Annotated in this window: 26 protein-coding genes and 2 pseudogenes; 14 read left to right on the plus strand and 14 right to left on the minus strand. The window is 66.7% G+C overall.

Annotated features, from left to right (window positions below):
* Positions 1-425 (plus strand): annotated as a pseudogene (locus ACE3SL_RS13275) (hypothetical protein); the annotation flags it as partial.
* Positions 426-487: 62 nt separating this feature from the next.
* Here ACE3SL_RS13275 and ACE3SL_RS13280 read toward each other — a convergent pair.
* The gene (locus tag ACE3SL_RS13280; RefSeq protein ID WP_374526202.1) at positions 488-1261 is read right to left on the minus strand and encodes an SDR family oxidoreductase; all 774 of its coding nucleotides are present in this window, start codon (positions 1259-1261) and stop codon (positions 488-490) included.
* 192 nt (positions 1262-1453) lie between these two features.
* On the opposite strand from ACE3SL_RS13280, the gene ACE3SL_RS13285 reads away from it, so the two are divergent.
* The 4 genes from ACE3SL_RS13285 to ACE3SL_RS13300 all read left to right on the plus strand — a co-directional run bounded on the left by ACE3SL_RS13285 (position 1454) and on the right by ACE3SL_RS13300 (position 4413).
* Positions 1454-2275, plus strand: coding sequence for a helix-turn-helix transcriptional regulator (locus tag ACE3SL_RS13285; protein ID WP_374526203.1), 822 nt, complete (start codon positions 1454-1456; stop codon positions 2273-2275).
* A gap of 270 nt (positions 2276-2545) precedes the next feature.
* Positions 2546-3310 carry an NIPSNAP family protein gene (locus tag ACE3SL_RS13290; protein ID WP_374526204.1) on the plus strand — a complete coding sequence of 255 codons (765 nt, stop codon included), beginning with the start codon at positions 2546-2548 and terminating at the stop codon, positions 3308-3310.
* A 15-nt stretch (positions 3311-3325) separates the two neighbouring features.
* On the plus strand, positions 3326-3793 hold the full coding sequence (locus tag ACE3SL_RS13295) for a DUF1579 domain-containing protein (RefSeq protein WP_374526205.1): 468 nt from the start codon (positions 3326-3328) through the stop codon (positions 3791-3793).
* Positions 3790-4413 carry a glutathione S-transferase family protein gene (locus ACE3SL_RS13300; protein ID WP_374526206.1) on the plus strand — a complete coding sequence of 208 codons (624 nt, stop codon included), beginning with the start codon at positions 3790-3792 and terminating at the stop codon, positions 4411-4413. The genes ACE3SL_RS13295 and ACE3SL_RS13300 overlap by 4 nt, the downstream gene beginning before the upstream one ends.
* On the opposite strand, the gene ACE3SL_RS13305 is transcribed toward ACE3SL_RS13300, so the two are convergent.
* Positions 4410-5027 carry a TetR/AcrR family transcriptional regulator gene (locus tag ACE3SL_RS13305; RefSeq protein ID WP_374526207.1) on the minus strand — a complete coding sequence of 206 codons (618 nt, stop codon included), beginning with the start codon at positions 5025-5027 and terminating at the stop codon, positions 4410-4412. The two genes, ACE3SL_RS13300 and ACE3SL_RS13305, sit on opposite strands and share 4 nt — an antisense overlap.
* Positions 5028-5155: 128 nt before the next feature.
* Between ACE3SL_RS13305 and ACE3SL_RS13310 the strand changes: the two genes are divergently transcribed.
* A complete protein-coding gene (locus tag ACE3SL_RS13310) occupies positions 5156-5605 on the plus strand; it encodes a hemerythrin domain-containing protein (RefSeq protein ID WP_374526208.1) in 450 nt (149 codons plus the stop codon).
* Positions 5606-5705: 100 nt separating this feature from the next.
* Positions 5706-5972 carry a DUF3297 family protein gene (locus ACE3SL_RS13315; RefSeq protein WP_374526209.1) on the plus strand — a complete coding sequence of 89 codons (267 nt, stop codon included), beginning with the start codon at positions 5706-5708 and terminating at the stop codon, positions 5970-5972.
* Positions 5973-6091: 119 nt separating this feature from the next.
* Here the strand turns inward: ACE3SL_RS13315 and ACE3SL_RS13320 are convergent, their stop codons facing one another.
* From ACE3SL_RS13320 to ACE3SL_RS13330, 3 genes are all read right to left on the minus strand, one after another.
* A complete protein-coding gene (locus ACE3SL_RS13320; RefSeq protein ID WP_374526210.1) occupies positions 6092-6658 on the minus strand; it encodes a CHAP domain-containing protein in 567 nt (188 codons plus the stop codon).
* A gap of 176 nt (positions 6659-6834) precedes the next feature.
* On the minus strand, positions 6835-9189 hold the full coding sequence (locus ACE3SL_RS13325; RefSeq protein WP_374526211.1) for a putative bifunctional diguanylate cyclase/phosphodiesterase: 2355 nt from the start codon (positions 9187-9189) through the stop codon (positions 6835-6837).
* A gap of 279 nt (positions 9190-9468) precedes the next feature.
* Positions 9469-11220 (minus strand): fatty acyl-AMP ligase, encoded by a 1752-nt coding sequence (locus ACE3SL_RS13330; RefSeq protein WP_374526212.1) that lies wholly within the window; start codon positions 11218-11220, stop codon positions 9469-9471.
* Between the two features lie 118 nt (positions 11221-11338).
* On the opposite strand from ACE3SL_RS13330, the gene ACE3SL_RS13335 reads away from it, so the two are divergent.
* The 4 genes and pseudogenes from ACE3SL_RS13335 to ACE3SL_RS13350 form a co-directional block, all read left to right on the plus strand.
* Positions 11339-11971, plus strand: a complete 633-nt coding sequence (locus ACE3SL_RS13335; RefSeq protein ID WP_374526213.1) for a RecX family transcriptional regulator — start codon at positions 11339-11341, stop codon at positions 11969-11971.
* Positions 11972-12007: 36 nt separating this feature from the next.
* Positions 12008-12454, plus strand: coding sequence for a DUF192 domain-containing protein (locus tag ACE3SL_RS13340; RefSeq protein WP_374526214.1), 447 nt, complete (start codon positions 12008-12010; stop codon positions 12452-12454).
* 198 nt (positions 12455-12652) lie between these two features.
* Positions 12653-13039 (plus strand): NADH:ubiquinone oxidoreductase subunit NDUFA12, encoded by a 387-nt coding sequence (locus tag ACE3SL_RS13345; protein WP_374526215.1) that lies wholly within the window; start codon positions 12653-12655, stop codon positions 13037-13039.
* Positions 13040-13278: 239 nt separating this feature from the next.
* Positions 13279-13449, plus strand: a pseudogene (locus tag ACE3SL_RS13350) (DUF2155 domain-containing protein); the annotation flags it as partial.
* Positions 13450-13493: 44 nt separating this feature from the next.
* Here the strand turns inward: ACE3SL_RS13350 and aat are convergent.
* Together aat and ACE3SL_RS13360 are read right to left on the minus strand one after the other, a co-directional pair.
* Positions 13494-14264, minus strand: a complete 771-nt coding sequence (gene aat / locus ACE3SL_RS13355; protein WP_374526227.1) for a leucyl/phenylalanyl-tRNA--protein transferase — start codon at positions 14262-14264, stop codon at positions 13494-13496.
* Positions 14261-15091, minus strand: a complete 831-nt coding sequence (locus tag ACE3SL_RS13360; protein ID WP_374526216.1) for a class I SAM-dependent methyltransferase — start codon at positions 15089-15091, stop codon at positions 14261-14263. The genes aat and ACE3SL_RS13360 overlap by 4 nt, the downstream gene beginning before the upstream one ends.
* A gap of 68 nt (positions 15092-15159) precedes the next feature.
* Here ACE3SL_RS13360 and ACE3SL_RS13365 point away from each other — a divergent pair, with 68 nt between their 5' ends.
* Positions 15160-15333 carry a hypothetical protein gene (locus tag ACE3SL_RS13365; protein WP_374526217.1) on the plus strand — a complete coding sequence of 58 codons (174 nt, stop codon included), beginning with the start codon at positions 15160-15162 and terminating at the stop codon, positions 15331-15333.
* Positions 15334-15340: 7 nt separating this feature from the next.
* A complete protein-coding gene (locus ACE3SL_RS13370) occupies positions 15341-15883 on the plus strand; it encodes a demethoxyubiquinone hydroxylase family protein (RefSeq protein ID WP_374526218.1) in 543 nt (180 codons plus the stop codon).
* 2 nt (positions 15884-15885) lie between these two features.
* On the opposite strand, the gene ACE3SL_RS13375 is transcribed toward ACE3SL_RS13370, so the two are convergent.
* The 3 genes from ACE3SL_RS13375 to ACE3SL_RS13385 form a co-directional block, all read right to left on the minus strand.
* The gene (locus ACE3SL_RS13375) at positions 15886-17379 is read right to left on the minus strand and encodes a CpaF family protein (protein ID WP_374526219.1); all 1494 of its coding nucleotides are present in this window, start codon (positions 17377-17379) and stop codon (positions 15886-15888) included.
* Positions 17380-17481: 102 nt separating this feature from the next.
* Complete coding sequence (locus ACE3SL_RS13380) at positions 17482-18075, minus strand: hypothetical protein (RefSeq protein WP_374526220.1); 594 nt, start codon at positions 18073-18075, stop codon at positions 17482-17484.
* On the minus strand, positions 18062-20119 hold the full coding sequence (locus ACE3SL_RS13385; protein ID WP_374526221.1) for a hypothetical protein: 2058 nt from the start codon (positions 20117-20119) through the stop codon (positions 18062-18064). Before ACE3SL_RS13385 ends, ACE3SL_RS13380 begins: the two co-directional genes overlap by 14 nt.
* Positions 20120-20258: 139 nt before the next feature.
* Here ACE3SL_RS13385 and ACE3SL_RS13390 point away from each other — a divergent pair, with 139 nt between their 5' ends.
* Positions 20259-20729, plus strand: coding sequence for a DUF6265 family protein (locus tag ACE3SL_RS13390; protein WP_374526222.1), 471 nt, complete (start codon positions 20259-20261; stop codon positions 20727-20729).
* Between the two features lie 110 nt (positions 20730-20839).
* Here ACE3SL_RS13390 and ACE3SL_RS13395 read toward each other — a convergent pair whose 3' ends face one another.
* From ACE3SL_RS13395 to atpA, 4 genes are all read right to left on the minus strand, one after another.
* Positions 20840-21097 (minus strand): ATP synthase F1 subunit epsilon, encoded by a 258-nt coding sequence (locus tag ACE3SL_RS13395; protein WP_374526223.1) that lies wholly within the window; start codon positions 21095-21097, stop codon positions 20840-20842.
* Between the two features lie 153 nt (positions 21098-21250).
* Entirely contained in the window at positions 21251-22789 is a 1539-nt protein-coding gene (gene atpD / locus ACE3SL_RS13400; protein WP_374526224.1) for a F0F1 ATP synthase subunit beta, read from the minus strand.
* A 56-nt stretch (positions 22790-22845) separates the two neighbouring features.
* Positions 22846-23721 carry a F0F1 ATP synthase subunit gamma gene (locus ACE3SL_RS13405; RefSeq protein ID WP_374526225.1) on the minus strand — a complete coding sequence of 292 codons (876 nt, stop codon included), beginning with the start codon at positions 23719-23721 and terminating at the stop codon, positions 22846-22848.
* Positions 23722-23828: 107 nt separating this feature from the next.
* On the minus strand, positions 23829-24968 hold a 1140-nt coding region (gene atpA, locus ACE3SL_RS13410), incomplete at its 5' end, for a F0F1 ATP synthase subunit alpha (RefSeq protein ID WP_374526226.1).

Genomic DNA, 24968 nt, shown 5'->3' on the forward strand with positions numbered 1-24968 from the left:
CGACGCCGTTGCCCGCACCGAAGCCGCCCGCCGCGGCCGTTCGGCCGCCCGGCGGCGCGGTCTATGGGCCGCCCGACACCGGCGGCTCGCCCGCGTACCGCGACACGCCGCGGGTGGGGACGGCGCCGAACGGCCAGCCGATGTATGCCGCCGCCTGGTATCGCGAGCCGAGCGAGAGTGAACTGCGCGGCTATCTGTCGACCGCGAGCGGGCCCGGCTGGGGGCTGATCGCCTGCCGCACCGCGCCCGATTACCGCGTCGAGGATTGCGTCGGGCTCGACGAATATCCGGGCGGATCGCAGATCATGCGCGCGGTGCTCGCCGCCGCCTGGCAGTTCAAGGTGCGGCCGCCGCGCGTCGGCGGGCAGTCGCTGGTGGGTTCGTGGGTCCGCATCCGGATCGATTACGGCACGGGGCCGCGATAGGGCTCCGGGGACGAATGCAGAAAAAGATCCCTGCGGCCGGGGCGGCCGCAGGGAGGGAGGGGTCACTTGGTCGTGTAGCCGCCGTTGACGAGGATCGTCTGGCCGGTCATCCACCAGCCGTCGGACACCAGCATGCGGATCCACGGGACGATGTCGGCGATGTCGGTGAGCCCGGTTTTGGTGAAGGCCGAGAGCGCCGCGGCAGACTTGTGATAAGCCTGCGCGTCGGCTTCTTCGGCGGGGTAGAAGAAAGGCGTGTCCATCGGGCCGGGACCGATCGCGGTCACGGAAATGCCGCGCGCGCCGAACTCCTTCGACGCGGCGCGGGTGAAATGCTCGACCGGCGCCTTGGTGCCCGCATAGGCGGCGTAGAAGGGGGTGTAGGCGCCGAGCAGCGAGGTGACGAGGGTGCAGATCTTGCCATTGTCGTTGAGATGCTTGCCCGCCTCTTTCAGGAAGAAGAAGGCGGTCTTGCTGTTGACCGCGGTCATCGCGTCATATTCGGCCTCGCTGATCTCGGTGAAGGGCTTTTTCAGCACCTTGCCGACGGTGTTGATCGCGATGTCGGGGCGGCCGACCGCGGCGATGGTGTCGGCAAACAGCTTTTCCATCGCGGCAGCCCCAGTGAGGTCGGCCTGAAAGGCGACCGCTTCGGCCCCCGCGGCGCGGATCGCGGCGAGCGTCTCCTCGGTCTCGGCTCTGGCGCCCGCGCTGTTATAGTGGACCGCGATCGCCTTCGCGCCGTGCGCGGCGAGATCGCGCGCGACGAGGCCGCCGAGATTCTTGCCGCCGCCGGCGATGAGAACGGTCTTACCCTTGATGCTGTGATCCGTCATGGCTGGTCTCCTGGTTGACGGTGGGAGGGATGCTGCCGCCGGTTCGGCGGCGCTGTGGATCGATCCTAGGGTGCTTCGATCTTGTCCGCTTTCAAATTCGGGCGCAGCTTCGGAAGCGAGGCGAGTCGCGGGGGCTCGCGAGACAGGCGATTGGACGAGCCGAGCTTGCAGATCTGGGATGGTATAAGGCCGATGGCGGGCCGCGATCTGGTCGCGCGGCACGAAAGGCGGATCGGCGCCCTCGGTCTGGTTACGGGGATCGAAAAGCTCGCGCAGCCGACCGACTGGGCGTTCGAGGAAGCGCACCATACGATCGTCGTCCACCTTGGCGGGCGGCTCGACCGGATGGCGTGCGAATTTTCGGTGGGGCCGTCGGGGCACGTCCTGCCCGAGCGCGGCGACATCTGGATGATCCCGGCGGCGTGCCGTTACGCCGCGCTGGCGCAGGGCGAGCGCGCGGAGTTCGTCGAATTTCGCGTGCCGACGGCGCTGCTCGCCGACGCGCCGATCGAGGCGCGGGTGCGGCATCGCGACGACGTCGTCTTCGGCGCGGCGGCGCGGCTGGCGGCGCTGATTTCCGGGCCGGGCGGCGATCTGACGGAGATGGCCTCGCACGCTGTTGCCCATGCGCTCGAGCAGCACTTGCTCGCGCATTATGGTCAGCGCGAGCCGCACGGACGGCGGCGGATATTGTCGGCGTCGGATCGCGCGCGGCTGGCCGGCACGATCAAGGGGCAGCTCGACGCGCCGCACAGCCTTGCCGCGCTGGCGGCGCTGGTCGGGATGGACCCGCGACGCTTTACCGGCGCCTTTCGCGCCGCGTTCGGGGTGTCGCCCTGGCAATATGTGCTGCGCGCGCGGCTCGATGCGGCGGCGCGGATGCTGCGCCATGGCGACGAGCCGGTGACCGACATCGCGCTCGCGACGGGCTTTGCGACGCCGAGCCATTTCGCGACCGCCTTCGCGCGGCGTTTCGGAATGCCGCCGTCGCGTTGGCGAATCGCGGGCCGTTAGGCCCCGTCTGTCCGCCACAGAGCGGAAGGGCTGGGGCATGAGAAAAACGACAGGCTTGCCGCGCTGGCGGCGCTTTTGGCCGCGGCGGTAATGGTTGGCGGAGTTGCCCCGGTCGCCCGGCTTCGGGAGGGCTGTGTGATCGCGGCCTGACCCTCCGGCATGTCAAGGCACAGGGGAGGAGCGCGCGCAATGCCCGCTGCGCTTGACAAAACAGGTCAACCCGTCTGTATTGCTGTGACGAGGTGAGGCATGGGAAAACGGATTGCGGCCATGATGATGGCTTTGTCGGTTGCTGGAGCCGTGGATGCGCGGGCGTCAGATGCATCCGACGCACAGGTCGTCGAGCTGCGCCAGTACAAGCTGGTTCCGGGCGCGCGCGACGCGTTCGTGGCGCTGTTCGACGCGAAGTTCGTCGACAGCCAGGAAAAGCTGGGAATGCGGATCGTCGGCCAGTTTCGCGACCATGACAATCCGGTACGCTTCACCTGGTTTCGCGGCTTTGCCGACATGGCGGCGCGCGAGACGGGGCTGAACGCCTTTTACTTCGGGCCGGTGTGGCAGGCGAACCGCGATGCCGCGAATCCGATGCTGGGCGACAACGACAATGTGCTGTTGCTGAAGCCGGCGGCGCCGGGGCTCGGCTTCGGTCCGGCGGCGGCGCGCCGGGACGGGACCGCCGGCGGCGCGGTGCAGGTGGTGATCGAATATTTGTGGAAACGGCCCGATGAGGGCTTCGCCGCCTTCTTTGCCGGCGAGATGAAGCCGGCGCTCGAAGCCGCGGGGGTCGAGGTCGCCGCGGTCTATGTGCCACTCGGCGAGCCGAACAATTTCCCGCGCCTGCCGGTCCGCGACGATCGCAAATTGCTCGTCTGGGTCGTGCGGGGGGACAGTCATGCGGCGATCGACGCGGCGCTCGTTCGGGCGCGGGCGAGCGAAGGCTGGCGCGCCCAAGTCGCCGCGGCGCTGCACGATGCCGAGGAACGCTCGCCGCAAGTCCTGCGGCTCGACCCGACGCCGCGTTCGGCGCTGCGCTGATCCGAAGGAGTGACGATGCACGACGGCAGGCATGATTTCGCGTTCCAGACCGGCGACTGGCGGGTGCGGCACCGCAAGCTTCGCGAGCGGCTCGCGGGGAGCCGCGACTGGTTCGAGTTCGACGGGACGTGCCGCGGCTGGGAACTGATCGGCGGCGCAGGCAATGTCGACGACCATTGGCTGGATGATCCGAACGGCGCCTATGCCGCCGCGACGGTGCGGCGCACCGATCCGGCGACGGGGCTTTGGTCGATCTGGTGGCTCGATTCGCGCTTTCCGGGGCTCGCGCCGCCGCTCGGCGGGCGTTTCGTCGATGGCGTCGGGACCTTCTTCGGCAAGGACGAGCATGACGGGCGGCCGATCGACATCCGCTTCATCTGGTCGGCGATCGCCGGAACCTCGGCGCGCTGGGAGCAGGCCTTTTCGGCCGATGGCGGCGCGACCTGGGAGGTCAATTGGGTGATGGAGTTCACGCGCGCATGAGCGGCCGCCCTCTGCTGTTCGGCGCGCTGCTGTCGGGGCACAGCTACAAGGCGCGGCTCGCGCTGCTGCTGCTCGGGGTCGCGCATGATTATCGCGCGATCGACCTGTCGCGGCCTCGCGGCGCGCGTGATCCTGAATGGGCTCATTGGAGCCGCTTCGGCGAGGTGCCGGTGCTCGTTGCGGACGGGCGCGCGATCGTCCAGTCGAACGCGATCCTGCTCTATCTGGCGCGCATGCACAACGCGCTCGGCTGGCGCGACAACCCTGATGCGGTGACCGAATGGCTGTTCTGGGAAGCGAACCGGATCGGCCTGTCGCTGCCCAATTACAGGCTCTGCCGCTTGTCCGACGCGCCGCCGCCGCCCGATGTGATCGAATGGCTGCAAGAGCGGATGCGCGCCGATCTCGCCGCGCTGGAAAGCGAGCTCGCGGAGCGGGCTTTCCTGATCGGTCATGCGGTATCGGCGGCCGACATCGCGTGCAGCGCCTATCTTCACTATCGCGACGTGCCCGATCTCGATCTCGGCGATTATCCGGCGATCGATCGCTGGCTCGCGCGGATCGCGGCGCTGCCCGGGTGGCGCGCGCCGCTGGAGATCATGGGGTGCCGGGCGGCCTAGGCGGCGGGCAGCGCGAGCAGACGGGCCAGAATTGCCACGGTGGAATCGAGCTGCGCCGACGACTGCTCAGCCTTCGCCATCGTCATCGCGCCCGAATAGGCGGCGACGATGAAGCCCGCGAGGGCGGCGGGTGGCAGGCCCGCGAAGGCTGCGGGCATCGGCTCGGCAGCGATGCGGTCGGCGATGCGGTCCTGCCATTCGGCGAAGATGGCTTGCAGCGCCGCGCGGAAATCCGAATCGGAAAAAGCGAGTTCGACCGCGAGATTGTTGACCGGGCAGCCGCGCACGAAGCCCTGCTCGCGCAACTCGCCGCCGATCGCGCCCATTGCGGCGCGTACTCCCTCCGCGACGCTCGGCGCGGCGACGAGCGGGTCGAGCCAGGCGGCGCGGAGCGCATCCGATACCCGCTCGCGGACCACGGCGAGGCCGAGCGCCTTCTTCGATTCGAAATGATGGTGAAAGGCGCCGCTCGACACCCCGGCGAGCCGCTTCACCTCCTGCACCGACGTGTCGTGATAGCCGCGCGCCTGGAACAGCGCGGCGGCGGCGTCGAGGATGCGCGCGCGCATGGCTTCGGGATCGTTGGTCCGGATCTTGCCGCGTTTTCGGATCATCACGGCCGACGCTAGGCGAATTCCCGCAGGCGGAACAGGGGCGATGGTCCGTGCATAAATGGATTAATGCAGTTTTCATCACTTGGCCCTAGGGCGGGAGGGCAGGGACCGCTGGCTTCGGGGGTTCCATGCCCAGGATTCGCGAGATCGAGCGGCTGCGCGCCGAACATGCCGCGCTGGTTACGCTTTCCGGCTTTCTGATGGAGATGGTCGCGGCGCCGTATCCGCCACGCGCGACCGAGCTTGCGTCGGTGCGCGGGATGCTGCGCGATACGCTGACCCGCCATCTCAAATGCGAAGACTGGGCGCTTTATCCGACGCTGCAGGCGAAGGGCGATCCCGATCTCAGTCGGCTGGCGCACCAGTTCGTCGATGAAATGGGCCATATCGCAAGCGATTTCGCCGCCTATGACGCGCGCTGGACGATGGCTGCGGTCGAGTCCGACTGGGCGGGCTTTTGTACAGAAACGACGGGTATCCTTGACGCGCTTGCGATGCGGATCGAGCGTGAGGAGCAGGACCTCTATCCCGTCGCCGAACGCGTGGCTGGCGGCGGCGGCGAATTCGGTTCCGTCTGAGCTGGCACGGGGCGGGTCGATGCGCTTCGGTCGGGCGCCCCGCGCTTGATTTGGCGCCGCGTCTGTCCTAGCGGCGACGGCCAGACACCGGAGATACCAGATGACCGACACGCCCCCCGACCATTTGTCGACCAACCCGCGTTCGCCCCATTTCGATATGGAGGTGCTGCAACGCGGCATCGGCATTCGCTTCAAGGGCAAGGAGCGCACCGACGTCGAGGAATATTCGATCTCGGAAGGCTGGATTCGCGTCGCCGCGGGCAAGTCGAAGGACCGCTTCGGCCAGCCGATGACGATCAAGCTGTCGGGCGAGGTCGAGGCCTGGTTCGAGGATGTCGCCGAAGGCGGCGAGGCGCCGGAAGACTGACCGACCTTCAATATTGTCATCCCGGGCTTGATCCGGGATCCATCTTTCAGCGTCGCGTGAATGGACCCCGGATCAAGTCCGGGGTGACGATGCTTTTCATCGGGTAAGGCTGGTTTCGTTCAGCGCAGCGAGGCAACGACGAGATCGAGGCCGTTGCCGGGCTTCCAGCCATTTTCCGCCCATTTGGGCTCGCCGCCGCCGAAGTGGTGGTCGGGCCTGGCGTCGCCGTCCGCATAGATGAAGCCCTGCACCGGATTGGCGCGCAGGCCGAGGTCGCCGATCGGGGCATACCAGACGCGAACCAGGCTCCAGTCGCCCCTGTCGCTGACATCGACGACGCGGACATTGCGCTCGATCTGGCCGCGTCGGCCGTTGATCGGCGACCAGTTGGCATGGTCGATCAGGATTTCGCGGTCGCTGAGGATTTTCTTGACCACCGCGACATGGCCGAGCGGCATGCCGCGCGTCCCGGCGAAGGCCATGACGGCGCCCTTGCGGGGCTCCTGTCCGCGATCATATTCGCCGGCGGCCTGAGCCCACCAGGTTTTCGCATTGCCGCGGATTTCGACGCCCGATTCGGCGCGGGCAAAGGGGACGCACTGGAGATAGTCGCGCGCGGTGGCCGGGACGCTGGCGAGCAGCGAGGCGCACAGGGCGAAGGCACCCAGAAAGCAGCGGTTGATCATGGAAAGCGACCCCTTTGGCTTGTCTTCAAGCGTTGCAGGGTCTTTGCCGCACGGGTTTCATGTCACCAACCGTCTAGCGGTGAATTGCGCCGATGATGCGATGAGCGGGGGAACCTTTTGTTAAGGCCTGTCATTCGTCGTGCGAGAGGTTCGGGTCGTCGCCGGATCGGCCGGACTCAGGCCGCGGCGGTTGCTTCGGGTTGCGACGAGCGGAAGAGCGTCAGCACATCCGGGGCGGGCATCGGGCGGCCGTAATAATAGCCCTGGATGTTGCTGCAGCCGAGGGCGCGGAGCGTGTCGACCTCGACCTCGGTCTCCGCGCCTTCGGCGGTCGTCGACATGCCGAGGCTGTCGGCGAGCGCGACGACGGCGCGGATGATCGCGATCGATTCGATGCTTCCTTTCGCCGCGCCGACGACGAAGCTGCGATCGACCTTGATCGTCGAGAACTGCGTCTTGCGAAGATAGCCGAGCGACGAATAGCCGGTGCCGAAATCGTCGAGCGACAGGCGGATGCCGAGGCCGATGAGCTGGTCGAGCAATTGCGCCGCGCCGCCGCCATCGCGCAGGAAGACGCTTTCGGTGACCTCGATCTCGAGCCGCTGCGGCGGCAAACCGCTCTGCGCGAGCGCCGAGACGACGACCGAGGCGAAGGCGGGATCGGTGAGCTGTTCGGCCGAAACGTTGATCGCGACCTTCAGGTTCGACGGCCATTTCATCGCCTCGTGGCACGCGGTACGCAGCACCCATTCCCCGATCGGTGAGATGAGGCGGCTGTCCTCGGCGAGCGGGATGAAGCGGCCGGGCGAGACATTGCCGAGCTTCTGGTTCTGCCAGCGGATCAGCGCCTCGAAGCCGTTGAGCAGGCCGTCGGCGGCGGTGACGACGGGCTGGTAATAAAGCTCGAACTCGCCGCGATCGAGCGCGCCGCGCAGTTCCTGTTCCATCACGCGCCGCTCCTCGGCCTGCGCGTGGAGCGAGGCGACATAGGCGGCGACGATATTGCCGCCCTTGTCCTTCGACTTGTAGAGCGCGAGGTCGGCGTTGCGGGTCAGCGTCTCGACCGTCGAACCGTCCTGCGGGCCGATCGCGTAGCCGACGCTGGCGCCCACGAAGAGCTGGTGGTTGTCGACGACATAGGGGCGGCTGATCGCGGCGATGATGCGCTTCGCGAGATCTTCGGCATCGTTTGCCGACGGAACGTTGTGGAGCACCACCGCGAATTCGTCGCCGCCGAGGCGGCCGCAGGTCATGCCGCGCTCCATCAGACCCTTGAGGCGCGCGGCGACCTGCGCGAGCAATTTGTCGCCGGTCGGGTGGCCGAGCGTGTCGTTGACCGCCTTGAAGCGGTCGAGGTCGATCATCAGCATCGCGCAGCGCGACTTCGCCTCGATCGCATGGGTCAGCGCGCGGGCGAGGTCCTCGTGCAGGCTGAGACGGTTGGGAAGGCCGGTGAGATTGTCGAAGCGCGCCATGCGCGCGATCTGCTCGGCGGTCGCATGCTGTTCGGTGACGTCCGAGCCGACGCCGCGGAAGCCCAGATATTTCCCCGTTTCGTCGAGGCGCGGCGAGGCCGACAATTCCCACCAGCGCGGCTTGCCGCCGATGGTGACGGGGACGATCAGGTTCGAGAAGCTCTCGCGCCGCTTCATCCGCTCGGCCATGTCGTGCAGGCTCTTCGGGAATTGACCCGTCTCCCACGCGTCGCCCGACAGCGCCTGGAGGAGCGGAATGCCCTCGAGCGCTTCGGCGGTGCCGCCGAGCGCATAGGCGAGGCGTGGCGAGACATGGATCAGACGGCGGGCGTTGTCGGTCTGCCACAGCCAGTCGGCCGAGGTTTCCTCGAATTCGCGCAGCAGCAGGCTGACCGTCTCGGTCTTTTCGTGCAGCGTCTCCTCGGCGCGGCGGAAGCGGATGTGGTTGTGTGCAAAGCGGATGCAGAAACGGCCGAGCAGCACCCCGACCGCGATCGCGACGGCGGCGAGTTGCGGCGCTCCGGCGGCGACGAGCGCGAGCGCCGCCGACAGGCTGACCGGCGCGATATAGAGGATGCACACCGACGGCAGGCTGTGCGCGACCATCGCCAGCGTCAGCATCATCAGCAGCGTGATCGCCCATAGGGCGAGCGCATGGTCGGCGCCGGGCGCCGGACCCTGCAGCCAGAAGGGTATGATCCAGAGCAGCGCGGAATAGAGCGCGTGGCGGTTGCATAGCGCGAAGTCGGCGCTGCCGGTCGCGCGCTCCTGATTCAGCGAGCGGCTCGCGAAGGTGCGCCAGGACCACAGGCAGAAGATCAGCGCGCAGCCGAGCCAGCTTGCGGCGAGCGCCGGGCGGACGTGCGGCGCCATGCTGATGGCTGCGAGCAGCACCATGAACATGCCGACCCACAGGCGCAGCTTCCCCTTGCCGTGGAGCGGCGCGAGCTGGAGCTGGCGGAGATTGCCGATGTCCCGGCCGCGCGGCCCCAACCCCAACAGGGTCCGCACCGATACATCCTCGGCAGTAATCTGGTCGGTCAACAGGCTCTTCACGAGAGCCCGTTTAGCGGCGCGGGGTTACCCGAAGGTAACTATGGGGCTGTTCCTGGGTGAAACTTCGTCCCGTGACGGGACAGGGTGGAGGGGAAGGCGGAGGTCTCTTTTGGGGTGGTAAGCGGACGCTGCCCTTTCTTTACTTTGTCATCCCCGCGAAAGCGGGGACCCAGAGCGTCCGTCCGCTTACCCATCCCTGGGTTCCCGCTTTCGCGGGAATGACGAAGGGAGAGAGTGCGGCAACTCTCGGTCGAAACCCGCCGGCTCTCCGGCAAATCCTCAGGCCGCGATCCGGAACGGCTGGATCTCGCCCGCCAGATATTGCGCGCGCGCTTTCGAACGGCTCAATTTGCCCGAGCTGGTGCGCGGCAGGGTGCGCGGCGGGATCAGTTCGATCAGGCAGTTCATGCCGGTGATCGCGCGGACGCGGTCGCGGATCGTCTCGCGCAGCATCGCGCGCTCATCTTCGTCGCTGGTGCGGCACTGGACGAGCACAGCCGGGGTTTCCTCGCCGCCCGGCGCGGTGATCGCGAAGGCGGCGATGTCGCCCGACTTGAAGCCGGGAAGCTGTTCGACCGCCCATTCGATATCCTGCGGCCAGTGATTCTTGCCGTTGATGATGATCATGTCCTTGGCGCGGCCGACGATATAGACGTAACCATCGGACAAATAACCCATATCGCCGGTGTCGAGCCAGCCATCGGCCATGCAGGCGGCGGTCGCTTCGGGGTCGCGGAAATAGCCGGTCATCAGCGAGGGGCCGGTGCACCACACCTTGCCGACGGTCTGGTCGGGCAGGATGTTGCCCGCTTCGTCACGGACCTCGATCGTCATGTCCTTGACCGCCTTGCCGCAATTGACGATCGCGCGGTAGCGGGTCGGGCGGCCGGCGTCGGTCGAGGCGCCCGACAGCTCGGTCTCCTCGACCAGTTCGACGACGATCCCTTCGCCCGGCGGCATGATGCTGACCGCAAGCGTCGCCTCGGCGAGGCCGTAGCTCGGCAGGAAGGCGCTCGCCTTGAAGCCGGCGTCGGCGAAAGCATCGACGAAGCTCTGCATCACGTCGGGGCGGATCATGTCGGCCCCGTTGCCCGCGACGCGCCAGCGCGACAGGTCGAAGCGGTCGGCGACATGGCTCTGGCTCGAGATGCGGCGCGCGCAAATGTCGTAGCCGAAGGTCGGCGAATAGCTGAGTGTCGTCCCCGAATTGCGGCTGATCAGGTCGAGCCAGGCGAGCGGGCGGCGGGCGAAATCCTCGGTCTTGAGGTAATCGACCGATACCTGGTTGGCGACCGGCGAGAGGAAGCAGCCGACGAGGCCCATGTCGTGATACCAGGGCAGCCACGAGATGCAGCGGTCGCTGTCCTGCAGCTCCATGCCGTGCGAATGCGCCGAGAGATTGTTGAGCAGCGCGCCGTGCGTCACCGCGACGCCGTGCGGGAAGCGCGTCGAGCCGCTGCTGTACTGGAGATAGCAGGTCTCGTCGGTCTTCTGCTCGGGAAGCGCGGCGACGGGTGCGGCGCGCTTTTCGAACTCGCTCCAGTCGATCGGCTGGACGCCGCGCTGTTCGGCGGCCTCGGCCGCCATCGCCGCGATTTCGGGCGGGAAGAACAGCATCTTGGGGTCGCTGCTCATCAGCTGGACGACGAGCTGGCCGACATAGGAGTCGCGGCCGCCGAAGCTGGTCGGCAGCGGCAGCGGCACCGGCCAGGCGCCGGCATAGATGGTGCCGAAGAAAAGCGCCGCGAATTCGGGGCCGGTCTCGGCGATCAGCGCGATGCGGTCGGCCGGCTGCACGCCCGCCGCGATCAGGCGATAGGCGGCGGCGAGCGCGTCGGCCTTGAGCTCGCTATAGGGATAGGGGCGGGTCAGACGCCCGCGCGGATCATGGAAATTGAGCCCGCGCGTGCCGCTCGCGGCATAGTCGAGCGCTTCGCCGACGGTGGCGAAATCCGAAAAGCGGCGCGGCTGGGCGCAATGGGTCGGGGTGGGGGCAAGATCCTCCACCGCAGGGGCGGAATTTTCGGTCATAAAGGCTTTCGGGTCCCGGCTATCGGAGCGGGCGGCAACAATCATGTCATCTTCTTGAGCCATGTCTGCGAGCGCGACCCCGGTCAGGTGGAACAAATTGGCCCATTTCCGGGCTTTGATGCCCGATATGGCGGTTCTGATCGTTCTCAATCAGGCCCGACTGTGGCATAAACATGGCATGGTGTCTCACCGCTCCCCATCCGCCCGCTCCCGAAAACCGCTCGGCGCAGCCCGGCTCGACGAGCTTGCGCTCGCCTATGTCGCGCGATTCGCGACGAGCCGGGCGAAGCTGACGCGCTATCTGGCGAGAAAGGTTCGCGAATCCGAATGGAGTGATGAAGGTGACGCCATGGCGGCGTGCGAGGCGATCGCCGACCGCATGGAGCGGCTGCATTTTCTCGACGACCGGCAATATGCCGCGATGCGCGCGGGGGCGATGACGCGGCGCGGGCTCGGCGTGCAACGGGTGAAGGCGCAGCTTTTCGTCGATGGAATTGCGCCGGACGACAGCGGCGAAGCGATTGCGGACGCGGAGGACAAGGCGGTCGCTGCGGCGGTCGGATTTGCGCGGCGGCGGCGCTTCGGCCCGTTCGCGGCGCGCGCGAGCGACGATCCGAAGGATCGCGAGCGGCAGGTCGCGGCTTTCGTGCGCGCTGGGCATTCTCTGTCGCTCGCGCGGCGCATTCTCGCCGTCCCGCCGGGGGACGCGGATGCGCTGGCGGCGCTGGACGCCGAAGCGGCGTTTGATTAGGTCCGGCCATCCCTGCCGCCGAAAAAGGATTTGTCGATGCGCGCGCTGCTCACCGCCCTTGCCCTGACGTTTGCGCTGCCGCTTGCGGGGTGCGGCGGGGGCGACAAGCCGGCGACGATTCCGCTGACGATCGACATGGCGGGCAAGGCGCACCGGTTCGATGTCGAGGTCGCGCGCACCGCCGACGAGCAGGAACAGGGGCTGATGTTCCGCACCAGCCTGCCCGCGAAGGGCGGGATGCTGTTTCCGTTTCCGAAGCCGAAGCTCGCGAGCTTCTGGATGAAGAACACGCTGATCCCGCTCGACATGATCTTCGTCCGCGCCGACGGCAGCATCGACCGGATCGCGGAGAACACGATCCCCGAATCGCTCGAGCCGGTGGTCAGCGGCGGCGAGGTCGCGGCGGTGCTCGAACTCGCGGGCGGGACCGCGGCGAAGCTCGACCTCGACGAGAGCGCGAAGGTGACGTGGCAAAAGGAGTAAGATAGGACGACAACAAATCGCCCTTTCTTCCCGTTCGTGCTGAGCTTGTTGAAGCACGGTCCTTCTTCTTGCGGCGCTGAAAGAAAGAACGGTACTTCGACAAGCTCAGCACAAGCGGGATAAGGGGTACGCGAATCTCCGCTCCGATGCCCTTTGCGGCTTGCGCAGCGCGGCGCCTTGCCTGTAAACGCCACCTCCATGAGCATCCTCGGCAAGATCTTCACCTGGTGGGACGGCGCGACCGTCGGAACGCTGCTGAACAGCTGGAGCAGCGGCGAAAAGGTCGGCGAGGACAGCCTCGGCAACCGTTACTACCGCGCCAAGAAGGGCAACCGCCGCTGGGTGATCTACAACGGATCGAACGACGCGAGCCGGGTGCCGCCCGAATGGCACGGCTGGCTGCACGGCACGCTCGACGAACTGCCCGGCGACGCGCTGCCCGCGCCGCGCGTATGGGAAAAGGCGCCGAGCGCGAACCTGACCGGCAGCCTGGGCGCCTATCGCCCCGCGGGGGCACTCGAACGCGGCGGCCATCGCGCTGCGGCGACCGGCGACTATGAGGCGTGGCGTCCCGGCGCCGACTGAGCTTGGTGAGCCGCACTCTTCCTCGTGTCGCGCTGCTGGCGCTTCTCGCGGCGACGTCGCTGAGCGCGTGCGACCGCGGCAATAGCGGCAAGCGGCCGGGCGAGACGAGCGCGCAGCTCGCCAAGACCGAGCGCGTCCCGCAGGAAGTCGGCGGGATCGAGGGCGCGACCCCGATGAACGAGCGCGTCGCGGTGCTCGGCTTGCTCAACAAGCGCAACGGGCTGGTCCGCGAGATCGAGATGAAGCCCGGCGAGACTGCGCGCATCGGCCGCGCGATCGTGCGCCTGCGCGCCTGTGAGCAGACCGCGCCGTGGGAGGACCCGCCCGAGACCGGCGCGTTCGTCCAGCTGACGGTGCAGGATCAGCGCGACGACAAATGGTATCGCGTCTTTTCGGGCTGGCTGTTCAAGGAGCGCCCCGAGCGCAACGTGATCCAGCACCCGATCTTCGACGTTTATGTCAAAAGCTGCGCGATGACATATCCGGGCGGCGAGCCCGTCGAGCGTGCCAAGCCCAAATCGGGCGCGTCCGCCGCGCCCAAGGCGTCGAGCGCGCCCCAGTCGCCCGCGACGAATGGCGGCGAGGGGACACCGCCCGCCGCGGCACCGGCGCCGGCTGCGCCCGCCCCCGCCGCGCCTTCCGCCAGGACCGAGTAAAGCCGCGCCAGATAGTCGGCCTGCGGGATTTCGATCGCGCCGAGGCTTGCGAGGTGCGGGGTGATGAACTGGCAGTCGAGCAGCTTCCAGCCGCCTGCCTTCAAGCGCGCGACGAGATGCGCGAGCGCGACTTTCGACGCGTCGCGCGCGCGGCTCACCATCGATTCGCCGAAAAAGGCGCGGCCGAGCGAGACGCCATAGAGCCCGCCCGCGAGCTCGCCGTCCAGCCAGACCTCGACGCTGTGCGCGTGGCCGAGCTGGAACAGGCGCTCGTAGCTCGTCTTGATGACGGGGTTGATCCAGGTCGTCGGCCGGTCGTCGGCGGGCTCGGCGCAGAGCGCCATCATCTCGCGGAACGCGGTATCGGTGGTGACGCGGAAGCGGTCCGAGACGATCACCTTCCTGAGGCTGCGCGACAGATGGAAGCCGTCGAGCGGCAGGATCGCGCGCAGCCGCGGCTCGACCCAATGGACCGACGGGTCGTCCGCCCCGTCGGCCATCGGAAACAGCCCCTGCGCATAGGCGCTCAGCAGCAGCGCGGGGTCTATCGATTCGAGATGGCGTGTCAGGACGCCGGCTTCACGAATTTGAGCGTCATGCGGTCCGATTCGCCGATCGCCAGATATTTGTCGCGGTCGACATCCTTCTTGGTGAGCGTCGGCGGCAGCGTCCACACCCCGTCGGGATAATCGTGCGTGTCCCTGGGGTTGGTGTTGACGTCGCTCTCGCCCGCGAGCTTGAAGCCCGCGGCTTCGGCGAAGGCGATGACCGAGGAGCGCTTCATATAGCCGCTCTTTTCCTCGAGCGCCGAATCCATCTCCTCGGGCAGGCGATGCTCTTCGACGCCGAGCACGCCGCCGGGCTTCAGCATCGCATAGATCTGCCGGAAGGCCTCGGCGGTGTTGTCCTTGCCGCCGAAGCGCCAGTTATGGATATTGCGGAAGGTCAGTACATAGTCGGCGCTGCCGTCGGGGACTTTCGGGCCCGCGCCGGTCGCGGGAAATTCGGCGAGCTTGATCGCGCCATAGACCTCGGGCTTCGCACCCTGCCACTCCCTGATCCGGTTCAGGCCTTTTTCCCACGGCGCCGCGGCGTAGAGGGTGCCGCCGCCGGCCTTCGACAGCGGCGCGAGGATTTCGGTGTACCAGCCGCCGCCGGGCCAGAGCTCGACGACCGTATCGCCGGGCTTGATGCCGAAAAAGGCCAACGTTTCGGCGGGGTGGCGATAGCGGTCGCGGGCGAGATTGGCGGGGGTGCGGGTCGGCGCGGCGACCGCCGCCGCGATGGCGCCCTCGGGCTTTGCGGCCTTATCTTTCGCGGTCGCGTCGGGAGCAGGGGCGCTGCACGCGGCGGCGGCGAGCAGCACGCCACTTGCAACGGAACGGAAATGACGCATATCGGCACCTCTTTCTCGGGGGAAGAAGTCCCCTGTTTGCGAAGGGATGCGTGTCAATGCAAGGGTCGATGCTGACGATAGGGATCAGCGCGGCGGCGCTGTTCGGCTTCGCCGAGATCGCCAACTGGCGCCGCAACAACCGGCGCGATATCGATAAGGTCGGCTTCATGCCGTGGCGTGGGATCGCGCTCGCTTCGGCCGCGATCGCGATCTTCGCGACCGCGTTCGCGCTGAAGGGCTAAAGGCCGCGTGATTGTCGCGGCCCGCCTGAATCCGGGCGAAACCCTTGGCGACCGGATCATGAAGGTCGATCACGCAGGGGAGCATGGCGCGGTTTGCATCTATCGCATGCAACGCTGGTTCGCGCGGTGGCGCGCACCTGATCTGCTGCCGGAGCTTGACGAATTCATTGCGCACGAGCGCGGGCATCGCGCTCTTTTCGCCGCTGAATTGCAGCGGCGCGAACGGCGACGGTGTCGCAGTTATCTGTTGTGCGGCCTTGGCGGCACGCTGCTGGGCATCTCAACCGGACTGGCCGGGCGCGGCGCGATGGCGGCGACAACGGTCGCGATAGAGCGGGTCGTTCTTCGCCACATGCGGACGCAGATCGATGCGTTGCGGGGAACCGATCCCGGCGCTGTCGAGCTCTTGCAGCGAATCATTTGCGAGGAGCAGGAACATCATGACCTATCGGCCGCGCGTCTTGTTCCCGGCGGATTCTGGTCGCGGTTGATCGACCCCGTTGTTGCGATCTCAACGGAAGCCGTCATCTGGCTCGGAATGCGGCTCTAGTTTTACAGGCACGCCTCCAGATAGGGCTGGTCGAAACCGAACTGGCGGGCCTTTTCGAGCGTGTAGGGGCGCAGGCCCATCGCGCGATATTCGCCGACGATCTTGCCGTCCTTGTCCTCGTCGAGATATTCGAACTTGAAGAGTTCCTGGGTGACGATGACGTCGCCTTCCATGCCGATCACCTCGGTGACGTTGGTGACGCGGCGCGAGCCGTCGCGCAGGCGCTTGATCTGGACGATCAGATCGACCGAATCGGCGATCTGCTTCGAGATCGCCTCCTTCGGAATCTTGATGTCGCCCATCAGCACCATATTTTCCATACGGCCGAGGCATTCGCGCGGGCTGTTCGAGTGGAGCGTACACATCGAGCCGTCGTGACCCGTGTTCATCGCGGCGAGGAGGTCGAAACATTCGCTGCCGCGGACCTCACCCATGATGATGCGGTCGGGACGCATACGCAGCGCGTTCTTGACGAGGTCGCCCATGTGGATCGCGCCATTGCCCTCGAGGTTCGCGGGGCGCGTTTCGAGCGGCAGCCAGTGCGGCTGCTGCAGGCGGAGTTCGGCGGCGTCCTCGATCGTCAGCACGCGCTCGCCGGGGTCGATCATCTTCGACAGCGCATTGAGCATCGTCGTCTTGCCCGAGCCGGTGCCGCCCGAGATGACGATGTTGAAGCGGCTGGCGCCCGCGATCTTCAGCGCGGTGCACATTTTCTGGCTCATCGCGCCCCATTGGCAGAGCATGTCGAGCGTGATCGGCTTGGCCGAGAATTTACGAATCGAGATCGCGGTGCCACGCAAGGACAGCGGCGGGACGATCACGTTGACGCGGCTGCCGTCCTTCAAACGGGCGTCGGCGAGCGGGGTGGTCTGGTCGACGCGGCGGCCGACCATGTTGCAGATGCGCTGCGCGATCTGGAAGAGATGCTGTTCGTCGCGGAACTGGATCGGCGCGATGACGAGCTGGCCCTTGCGTTCGACATAGGTCTGGTACGGGCCGTTGACCATGATGTCGCTGATGTCGGGATCGGCGAGCAGCTCCTCGAGCGGGCCGAAGCCGAGCAGTTCGTCGACGAGCACCTTTTCGAGCGCGAACTGCTCGCGGCGGTTCAGCGTGATGCGGAGCTCGGCGAGCACTTCGAGGATGATCGGGCGGAATTCCTCTGTCAGCTCGTCCTTGCTCAGCGTCGCCGCCGCTTCGGGATCGACGCGTTCGAGCAGGCGCGGCAGCACCTGTTCCTTGATCTTGTGGACGCTCGCCTCGAACCCTTGCGCCTTTTCGGGCTCGGCCATTTCGGCGGTCGAGCGCTGGTTGAGCCGCTCCATCGCCTCCTGCTCGGGGGTCAGGTTCGACGGCATCGGCGGCGGCGCCTCGGGCGCCGGCGTGTCGAGCGCAGGAAATTGCGAGCCGCCCATGCCGGGGCCCGTCTGCATTGGCTTCGCCACGCCAAAGGCGGGGCGGCCAGCGGTTCCGGGTCGGCGTCCGAATGCACTCATTCGCTTTGTCCTGCTTCAAACCAAGGCTTTGGACGTTGCCGCGCGCGGCGCGGACAAACCCCCATTGGGCAAGGTGAATAAAAGGGAAACTTTGATAATCTCCTAATGCGCCGGCGCGGACGCATCGGACGCGGGGGCGGCCGGAGCCAGGCCGACGAAGCGCGGATCGGTCCCGAACAGCCGCGCCAGCGTCCGTGAAAGCGCGAGGAAACGGTGGCCTTGCGCGGTCAGGCGGATATTGCCATCGACCATCGTGACATTGCCCGACGCCGTCTGCTCGGCGATCCGCCGGTCCATCTGCCGCATGTCGCCGACATATTTCTGCACGAATATCTCGGTGATCCGCCGCTCGTCGAGCGCTTCGGTCTGATGCTGCTCGATCTGGGTCAGCATGAAGACGCTGATCGACCGGTCGAGCGTCACCGGCAGGACGATCAGGAAACAGATGTTGAAGCTGAGCGTCAGCGCCCCCGCCGCGATAATGGTGGCGAGGTCGAATCGCCGCCGGCGCCACAGCGCCATCGCCGCCATCACCAGCATGGCGGACAGCGCGCAGAGGAGCAGCCCGCGATAGAAGAGGATCGAAATGCCGGCGAACAGCGGCGAGCGGGTCAGGCCGACATAGACGAGGAAACCGGCCGCTACCGCAAGCGCCAGGGTCAGCAGAAGAGAGAAGAGCTGTTTAATCGGACGCACCTTTCGCGATGGACGCGACATCGACGATGCACGCGCGCGCATTTCTGTAGAGGCAGGAAAGCGCCGGTGGCGGGCCGCCAGCCCTTTGCCAGACCGGATCGACATCGACGAAGATCAGATAGTCGATGTGGTTCGCACGGGCGATGCGCGATATCTGCGACGGGGCCAGCGGCCGCTCGAAGACCGGCCGGATCGCGTCCAGCCGAACCTGCGCCATGGCGGCGCTGACACCGAACAGATTGGCGGCTCCGTCGGCCAGCGCAACGCGGTTGCGGCTGTAGAGGCCGAAATCGAAGATGCGATAGAGCTGCGCCGGATTGTGCTGCAGGATCGCCCGGTGCGGCAGATGCGCGTTGGCCCAGTCATAGGCCCGGCGCTGCGCCATGTCCCCCTCCGGGTGCCGATTGACCGGGTCGGGCATGGTGGCGCCGGGGTCGGGAAATTTGGCCCGCAGGCCGGCGATGTCCCAGGCATTGCCCGCAACGCCGATGATCAGCGCCGCCCACCACAGCATGGGGACCCGCAGGACGCCGGCGCCGGACGGGGCGAAAGGCGCGCGCGGCGCCATGCTCTGAATCACCGCGGCGGTCCATATCATCGCGGCGAACTGGGCGAACCAGATGATCCGCCAGCCGAGATCATTGTTGATGATGCTCGACCGGACGAAGCTGACGATCAGGAGCGAGGTCAGGAAGCCGATGACCAGAAAGCTGCGAATCGGCCGGCCCGCCGCGGATGACGCCCCGCTTCGGCCATAGAGGCGCTGGTAGAGATTGCCGCCGAGTGCGAAAAGGCCGAAATCGATCGCATAGCCGATGGGCAGAAGCGCAAGGACCAGCAGCATCTGCACGGCGCCTGCGCTGTGATATTGGAAGCCGCTGAAGCGGCGAATCCAGAATTTGACCGGCGCCCCGTCGCTCACCCGGCCGTGCAGCAGGTCGATGAGCTGCGGTGCGGCAACGGCCAGTGCGACCAGCGCGGCGGCGAGGGTGAACAACAGCAGTTGCGGCCGTCCCCGCCGGGCCTCGACGAGCGCCCAGATCATGAGCGCGGGGGCCGCGCCGAGCGCGATCCACGCCGACATTCCGAACGCGGTCGCAAAGGCGATTCCCGCCAGCCCGGCAAGGGCGAAGCGCGGCACCGAACGTTGCGGCGCCGCGGCCCGATTCAGCAACAGGGCGCCGCACCAGACGGCGACGAAGCCGCCCAGATGATGGGGAACCCAGATCATCGAGGTGAGCGCGAAGCGGATCTCCTCGCTCCAGTAGTCGACCTGTCGCGCCGCGGCGCCGGTGGCGAGATAGTGAAGCAGCGTCGGCACCAGGTCGAGCCCGGTGACGAAGCACAAAAGGATGACGATCAGCAGGAAGCGGCGGTCGCGGCCGATGCGGATCAGCGCGGCGTCTTTCGCGACGCGCCATAGCAGCGCGACGAAGACCAGCCCGGACCAGAAGGCGGTGGCGGCGAAAGCCATGCGGCTGTCGACGAGGCCGCCGGTGATCCAGCGCACCAGCGCCCCCCAGATATAGAAATAATAATAATAGCCCGCCGGTTCGGCGCGCGCATAGAAAGGGTCGATCAGCGGCAGGCCATATTGGGCGATGCTCTCGATCGTCGCGGCGTGCTTGACCATGTCGAAGGTGACGAGGCTCTGGTAAAGCCGGTCGCCGATATCGACATCGACGAGCGTGGCGGCGACGAGCAGCCACCAGAGCAGCGCCAGCGCGGCGACGGGCCGGTCGATCCGCGGCGGGCTTCGCCGGTACAGCGGCGCCGCGGCGAGGATCAGCGCGGCATGGAGCGCCAGCGCTCCGGCGATGCCGAGGAAGCGGATGATCAGGGCGTCGAGTGCGGGAAGAATCGCCAGCGCCAGGATCAGCGCCCAGCCGACGCGTTGCCATCCGCCTTCGGTCACAGCAAAGCCGCGCGTTCGGCCAAGGCGCTCGCACAGCAGCAGTCCCGAAAAGGCAGGCAGGATGAAAACCAGCCCCGCGACGAATGTGCCGAGCGCCAGTCCGGCGATGTCTTGGGCAAAATAGGTCATGGGCTGGCTTTATCCTAGGCGAAACAGGGTTAAATTAGCTTTAACCCTGTTCTCGGGACGCGGCGGCGGGCGGGGGTGCGGAAAGGCGAATATCTGCTATGCTGCCGGTGCCCGGCCGGGCGGCGGAAGGAGGATGGCGATGCACCCAATCATCATGGCTCTAGCGGCGTTGGCCGCGCTCGGCAGCACCGCCGCGCCGGAAGCGCCCGCGGCGCTGCCCGGCTGGATGGCCGGCGCGTGGCAGCAGGAGGGAGCGGCCGGAGCGGATGGAGCCTGGGCCGACGAATATTGGACCCCGCCGCGCGGCGGGACGATGATCGGCGCGGCGCGCATCGGGCGCGGCGAAACGCTGTCGATCTTCGAGCATAGTCGCATCGTGCGAAAGGCGGACGGGACGCTCAGCTTCTTCGCGCAGCCGCGCGGCGCGCCCGCGGCCGAGTTTCCGATGACGGCGCAGGATGCGACAATGATCGAATTCTCCAACCCCGCGCATGATTATCCGCAGCGCATCCGCTATTGGCGCGAGGGCGATCATCTGAAAGCGCGAATCTCGCTGATCGACGGCAGCAGGCCGGTCGAATGGGATTATGCTCCGATGCGGGGCGATTGACGCCCCGAGGGCCCCGATGCGGGGCGACTGACGCCCCGGAGCCGCGTGCACAAAAAAGCCCGCATCCACGACGGGATGCGGGCTTGTTGATCCGCGTGGACGGCGGAAACTCAGTTCGCGATATGCTCGGCGAGAACGGTGAGGCCGGCTTCGTTCACTTCGGCGAAGCCGCCTTCGACCTCGATCGTCTCGGGCGCGGCGCCGCTGGTGGCATAGATGGTCAGCGGGCCGTTGCGCAGCGTCGCCATGAAGGGCGCGTGGCCTTCGAGCACCGAGAAGTCGCCCTCGCTGCCCGGTACGGTGACCATATAGACGTCGCTCGACCGCTCGAGGCGGGCGGGGGTGACGAGTTCGAACTTCAGGGCCATAGTTTCTGTTCCTATAGCCCCTCCCCTTCAGGGGAGGGGTTGGGGTGGGGGCTTCGGCATGGTGCCGCCGTTCAGGCCCACCCCGCTGCGACTAGCGGGCAAGCCCGCAAGTCTCGCTGCCCCTCCCCTGAAGGGGAGGGGTTTGGAGCATCATTACGCCGCGTCGGCGGCCAGCTTGGCAGCCTTGGCGACCGCTTCCTCGATGCCGCCGACCATGTAGAAGGCCGCTTCGGGAAGGTGGTCGTACTCGCCGTCGACGACGGCCTTGAACGACTTCACCGTGTCTTCGATCGCGACGAACTTGCCGGGGATGCCGGTGAAGACTTCGGCGACGTGGAACGGCTGCGACAGGAAGCGCTGGATCTTGCGCGCGCGGGCGACGACCAGCTTATCTTCCTCCGACAGCTCGTCCATGCCGAGGATCGCGATGATGTCCTGCAGCGACTTATACTTCTGCAGCGTTTCCTGAACGCGGCGGGCGGTCTCATAATGCTCCTGGCCGACGGTCGCGGCGGTCAGAACGCGCGAGGTCGAATCGAGCGGGTCGACCGCGGGGTAGATGCCGAGTTCCGAAATCGCGCGGCTCAGCGTCGTCGTCGCGTCGAGGTGGGCGAACGAGGTCGCGGGAGCAGGGTCGGTAAGGTCATCCGCGGGAACGTAGATGGCCTGCACCGAGGTGATCGAACCCTTGGTGGTCGAGGTGATGCGCTCCTGCAACGCGCCCATGTCGGTCGACAGGGTCGGCTGATAGCCCACCGCCGACGGAATGCGGCCGAGCAGCGCCGACACTTCCGAACCCGCCTGCGTGAAGCGGAAAATGTTGTCGACGAAGAACAGAACGTCCTGACCTTCCTGGTCGCGGAAATATTCGGCCATCGTCAGACCCGACAGCGCGACGCGGGCGCGGGCGCCCGGGGGCTCGTTCATCTGGCCGAACACCAGCGCCACCTTCGACCCGTCGGGGGTCGGGTTGCCGTCCTTGTCCTTGGCGATAACGCCGGCGTCGAGGAATTCGTGATAGAGGTCGTTGCCCTCGCGGGTGCGTTCACCGACGCCCGCGAACACCGACACGCCGCCGTGACCCTTGGCGATGTTGTTGATCAGTTCCTGAATGAGAACGGTCTTGCCGACGCCCGCGCCGCCGAACAGGCCGATCTTGCCGCCCTTGGCATAGGGGGCGATGAGGTCGATGACCTTGATGCCGGTGACGAGGATCGCGGCTTCGGTCGACTGATCGACGAATTCGGGGGCCTTGGCGTGGATCGGCGCCTTCATGTCGGTGCCGACCGGGCCGCGTTCGTCGATCGGGTCGCCGATGACGTTGAGAATGCGGCCGAGCGTCTGCGGGCCGACGGGAACCGAGATTTGCGCGCCGGTATCGACGACGGGCTGGCCGCGGGTCAGGCCGTCGGTCGCGTCCATCGCGATGGTGCGGACGGTGTTCTCGCCGAGGTGCTGCGCGACTTCGAGGACGAGGCGATTGCCGTTGTTGTCGGTTTCGAGCGCGTTCAGAATCGCCGGCAGCGGGCCGGTGAACTGGACGTCGACGACGGCGCCGATGACCTGCGCGACGCGGCCGGTCGCCGTGCCGGCGGTTGCGGCGGCCTTCGGAGCAGCGGCCTTCTTCGGCGCAGCAGCCTTGGGCGCGGCGGCCTTCTTGGCGGGAGCCTTCTTCTCGGGAGCGGTAGCCATTAGTTTCTTCCTTGCCTGAATAGCTTAGAGCGCTTCCGCGCCCATTTTTGGTGATGCTACAGCGCTTCCGCGCCAGCAATGATTTCGATGAGTTCGGTGGTGATCGCCGCCTGACGCGTGCGGTTGTAGACGATGGTCAGCTTGTTGATCAGGTCGCCCGCGTTGCGCGTCGCATTGTCCATCGCGGTCATCGACGCGCCCTGTTCGGACGCGGCGTTCTCCAGCAGACCCTTGAAGATCTGGATGGTGACGTTGCGCGGCAGCAGGTCGGCGAGGATCGCTTCCTCGTCGGGTTCGTACTCGACCGCAGCGCCGCTCGATGCGGGAACGTCGGCGGGCGGCGGAACCGGGATCATCTGCTGCCCGGTTGCGATCTGGAGCAGCGCCGAGCGGAATTTCGAATAGAAGAGATGCGCGACGTCGAAGGCGCCGGCTTCGTATAGCTCCATCACCTTCGCCGAAATCTCGCTCGCCTGCTCGAAGCCGATGTCGCGGATGCCGGTGGTTTCGTAATGCTCGATGATCTGGCCGGGGAACAGGCGTGCGATCACCGGGCGGCCCTTGCGGCCGACGAGGTAGAAGAGGACCTTCTTGCCCTGCGCCTGCAACTCCAGCGCCTTGTCGCGCGCGGCCTTGACGATGTTCGAGTTGAACGCGCCGGCGAGGCCGCGGTCGCTGTTGAGCACGACGAGCAGGTGCGTGTCGCTCTTGCCGGTGCCCGACAGGAGCTTCGGCGCCGAATCCGACGCGCCGACCTTCGACGCGAGGCTGGCGACGACGCCTTCGAGCCGCTCGGCATAGGGACGTGCGGCTTCGGCCGCGGCCTGCGCCTTGCGCAGCTTGGCGGCGGCGACCATCTTCTTGGCCTTGGTGATCTTCTGGGTCGATTTGACCGAGACGATCCGCCCTTTGAGTTCCTTGAGTGATGCCACTCTATCGGTTCCTCTTCTTCGTCATTCCCGCGAAAGCGGGAACCTAGGGATAGCTTGCGCTGCGTCGCGCTGGGTCCCCGCTTTCGCGGGGATGACGAGGTTCAGTGTTACGCGAAAATCTTGGCGAAGGCGTCGAGCGCCGCGACAAGGCTCTTCCTGGTGTCGTCGCCCAGATCCTTGCTGTCGCGGATCGCCTTCAGCACATCGGCATGGTCGCTGCGCAGATAGGCGAGCATCGCCGCTTCGTAGCGCGACACGTCACCCACGGCGACGCTGTCGAGATAGCCGTTGGTGCCGGCGAAGATCGACGCGGTCTGCTCCTCGAAGGGCATCGGGTGGAACTGCGGCTGCTTCAGGAGCTGCGTCAGGCGCGAACCGCGATTGAGCAGCTTCTGCGTCGAGGCGTCGAGGTCCGAACCGAACTGCGCGAAGGCTTCCATCTCGCGATATTGCGCGAGCTCGAGCTTGATCGAGCCCGACACCTTCTTCATCGCCTTGGTCTGCGCAGCCGAGCCGACGCGGCTCACCGACAGACCGACGTTGATCGCCGGGCGGATACCCGCGTTGAACAGGTTGGTTTCGAGGAAGATCTGGCCGTCGGTGATCGAAATCACGTTGGTCGGGATGTACGCCGAAACGTCGCCTGCCTGCGTTTCGATGATCGGCAGCGCGGTGAGCGAGCCCGAGCCATTGTCCTCGTTCATCTTCGCGGCGCGCTCGAGCAGGCGGCTGTGGAGATAGAAAACGTCGCCCGGATAGGCTTCGCGGCCCGGCGGACGGCGGAGCAGCAGCGACATCTGGCGATAGGCGACGGCCTGCTTCGACAGATCGTCATAGACGATCACGGCGTGCATGCCGTTGTCGCGGAAATATTCGCCCATGGTGCAGCCGGTGTAGGGTGCGAGGAACTGCAGCGGAGCGGGCTCCGACGCGGTCGCGGCGACGACGATCGAATATTCCATCGCGCCATTTTCTTCGAGCTGGCGGACGATCTGCGCGACGGTCGAGCGCTTCTGGCCGACCGCGACGTAGATGCAATAGAGCTTCTTCGATTCGTCGGTGCCCTTGTTCGCTTCCTTCTGGTTGATGAAGGTGTCGATCGCGACGGCGGTCTTGCCGGTCTGACGGTCGCCGATGATCAGCTCGCGCTGGCCGCGGCCGACGGGGACGAGCGCGTCGAGCGCCTTGAGGCCGGTCTGGACGGGTTCGTGGACCGAGGTGCGCGGGATGATGCCCGGCGCCTTCAC

Source organism: Sphingopyxis sp., assembly GCF_041916015.1.
Taxonomy (GTDB): domain Bacteria; phylum Pseudomonadota; class Alphaproteobacteria; order Sphingomonadales; family Sphingomonadaceae; genus Sphingopyxis.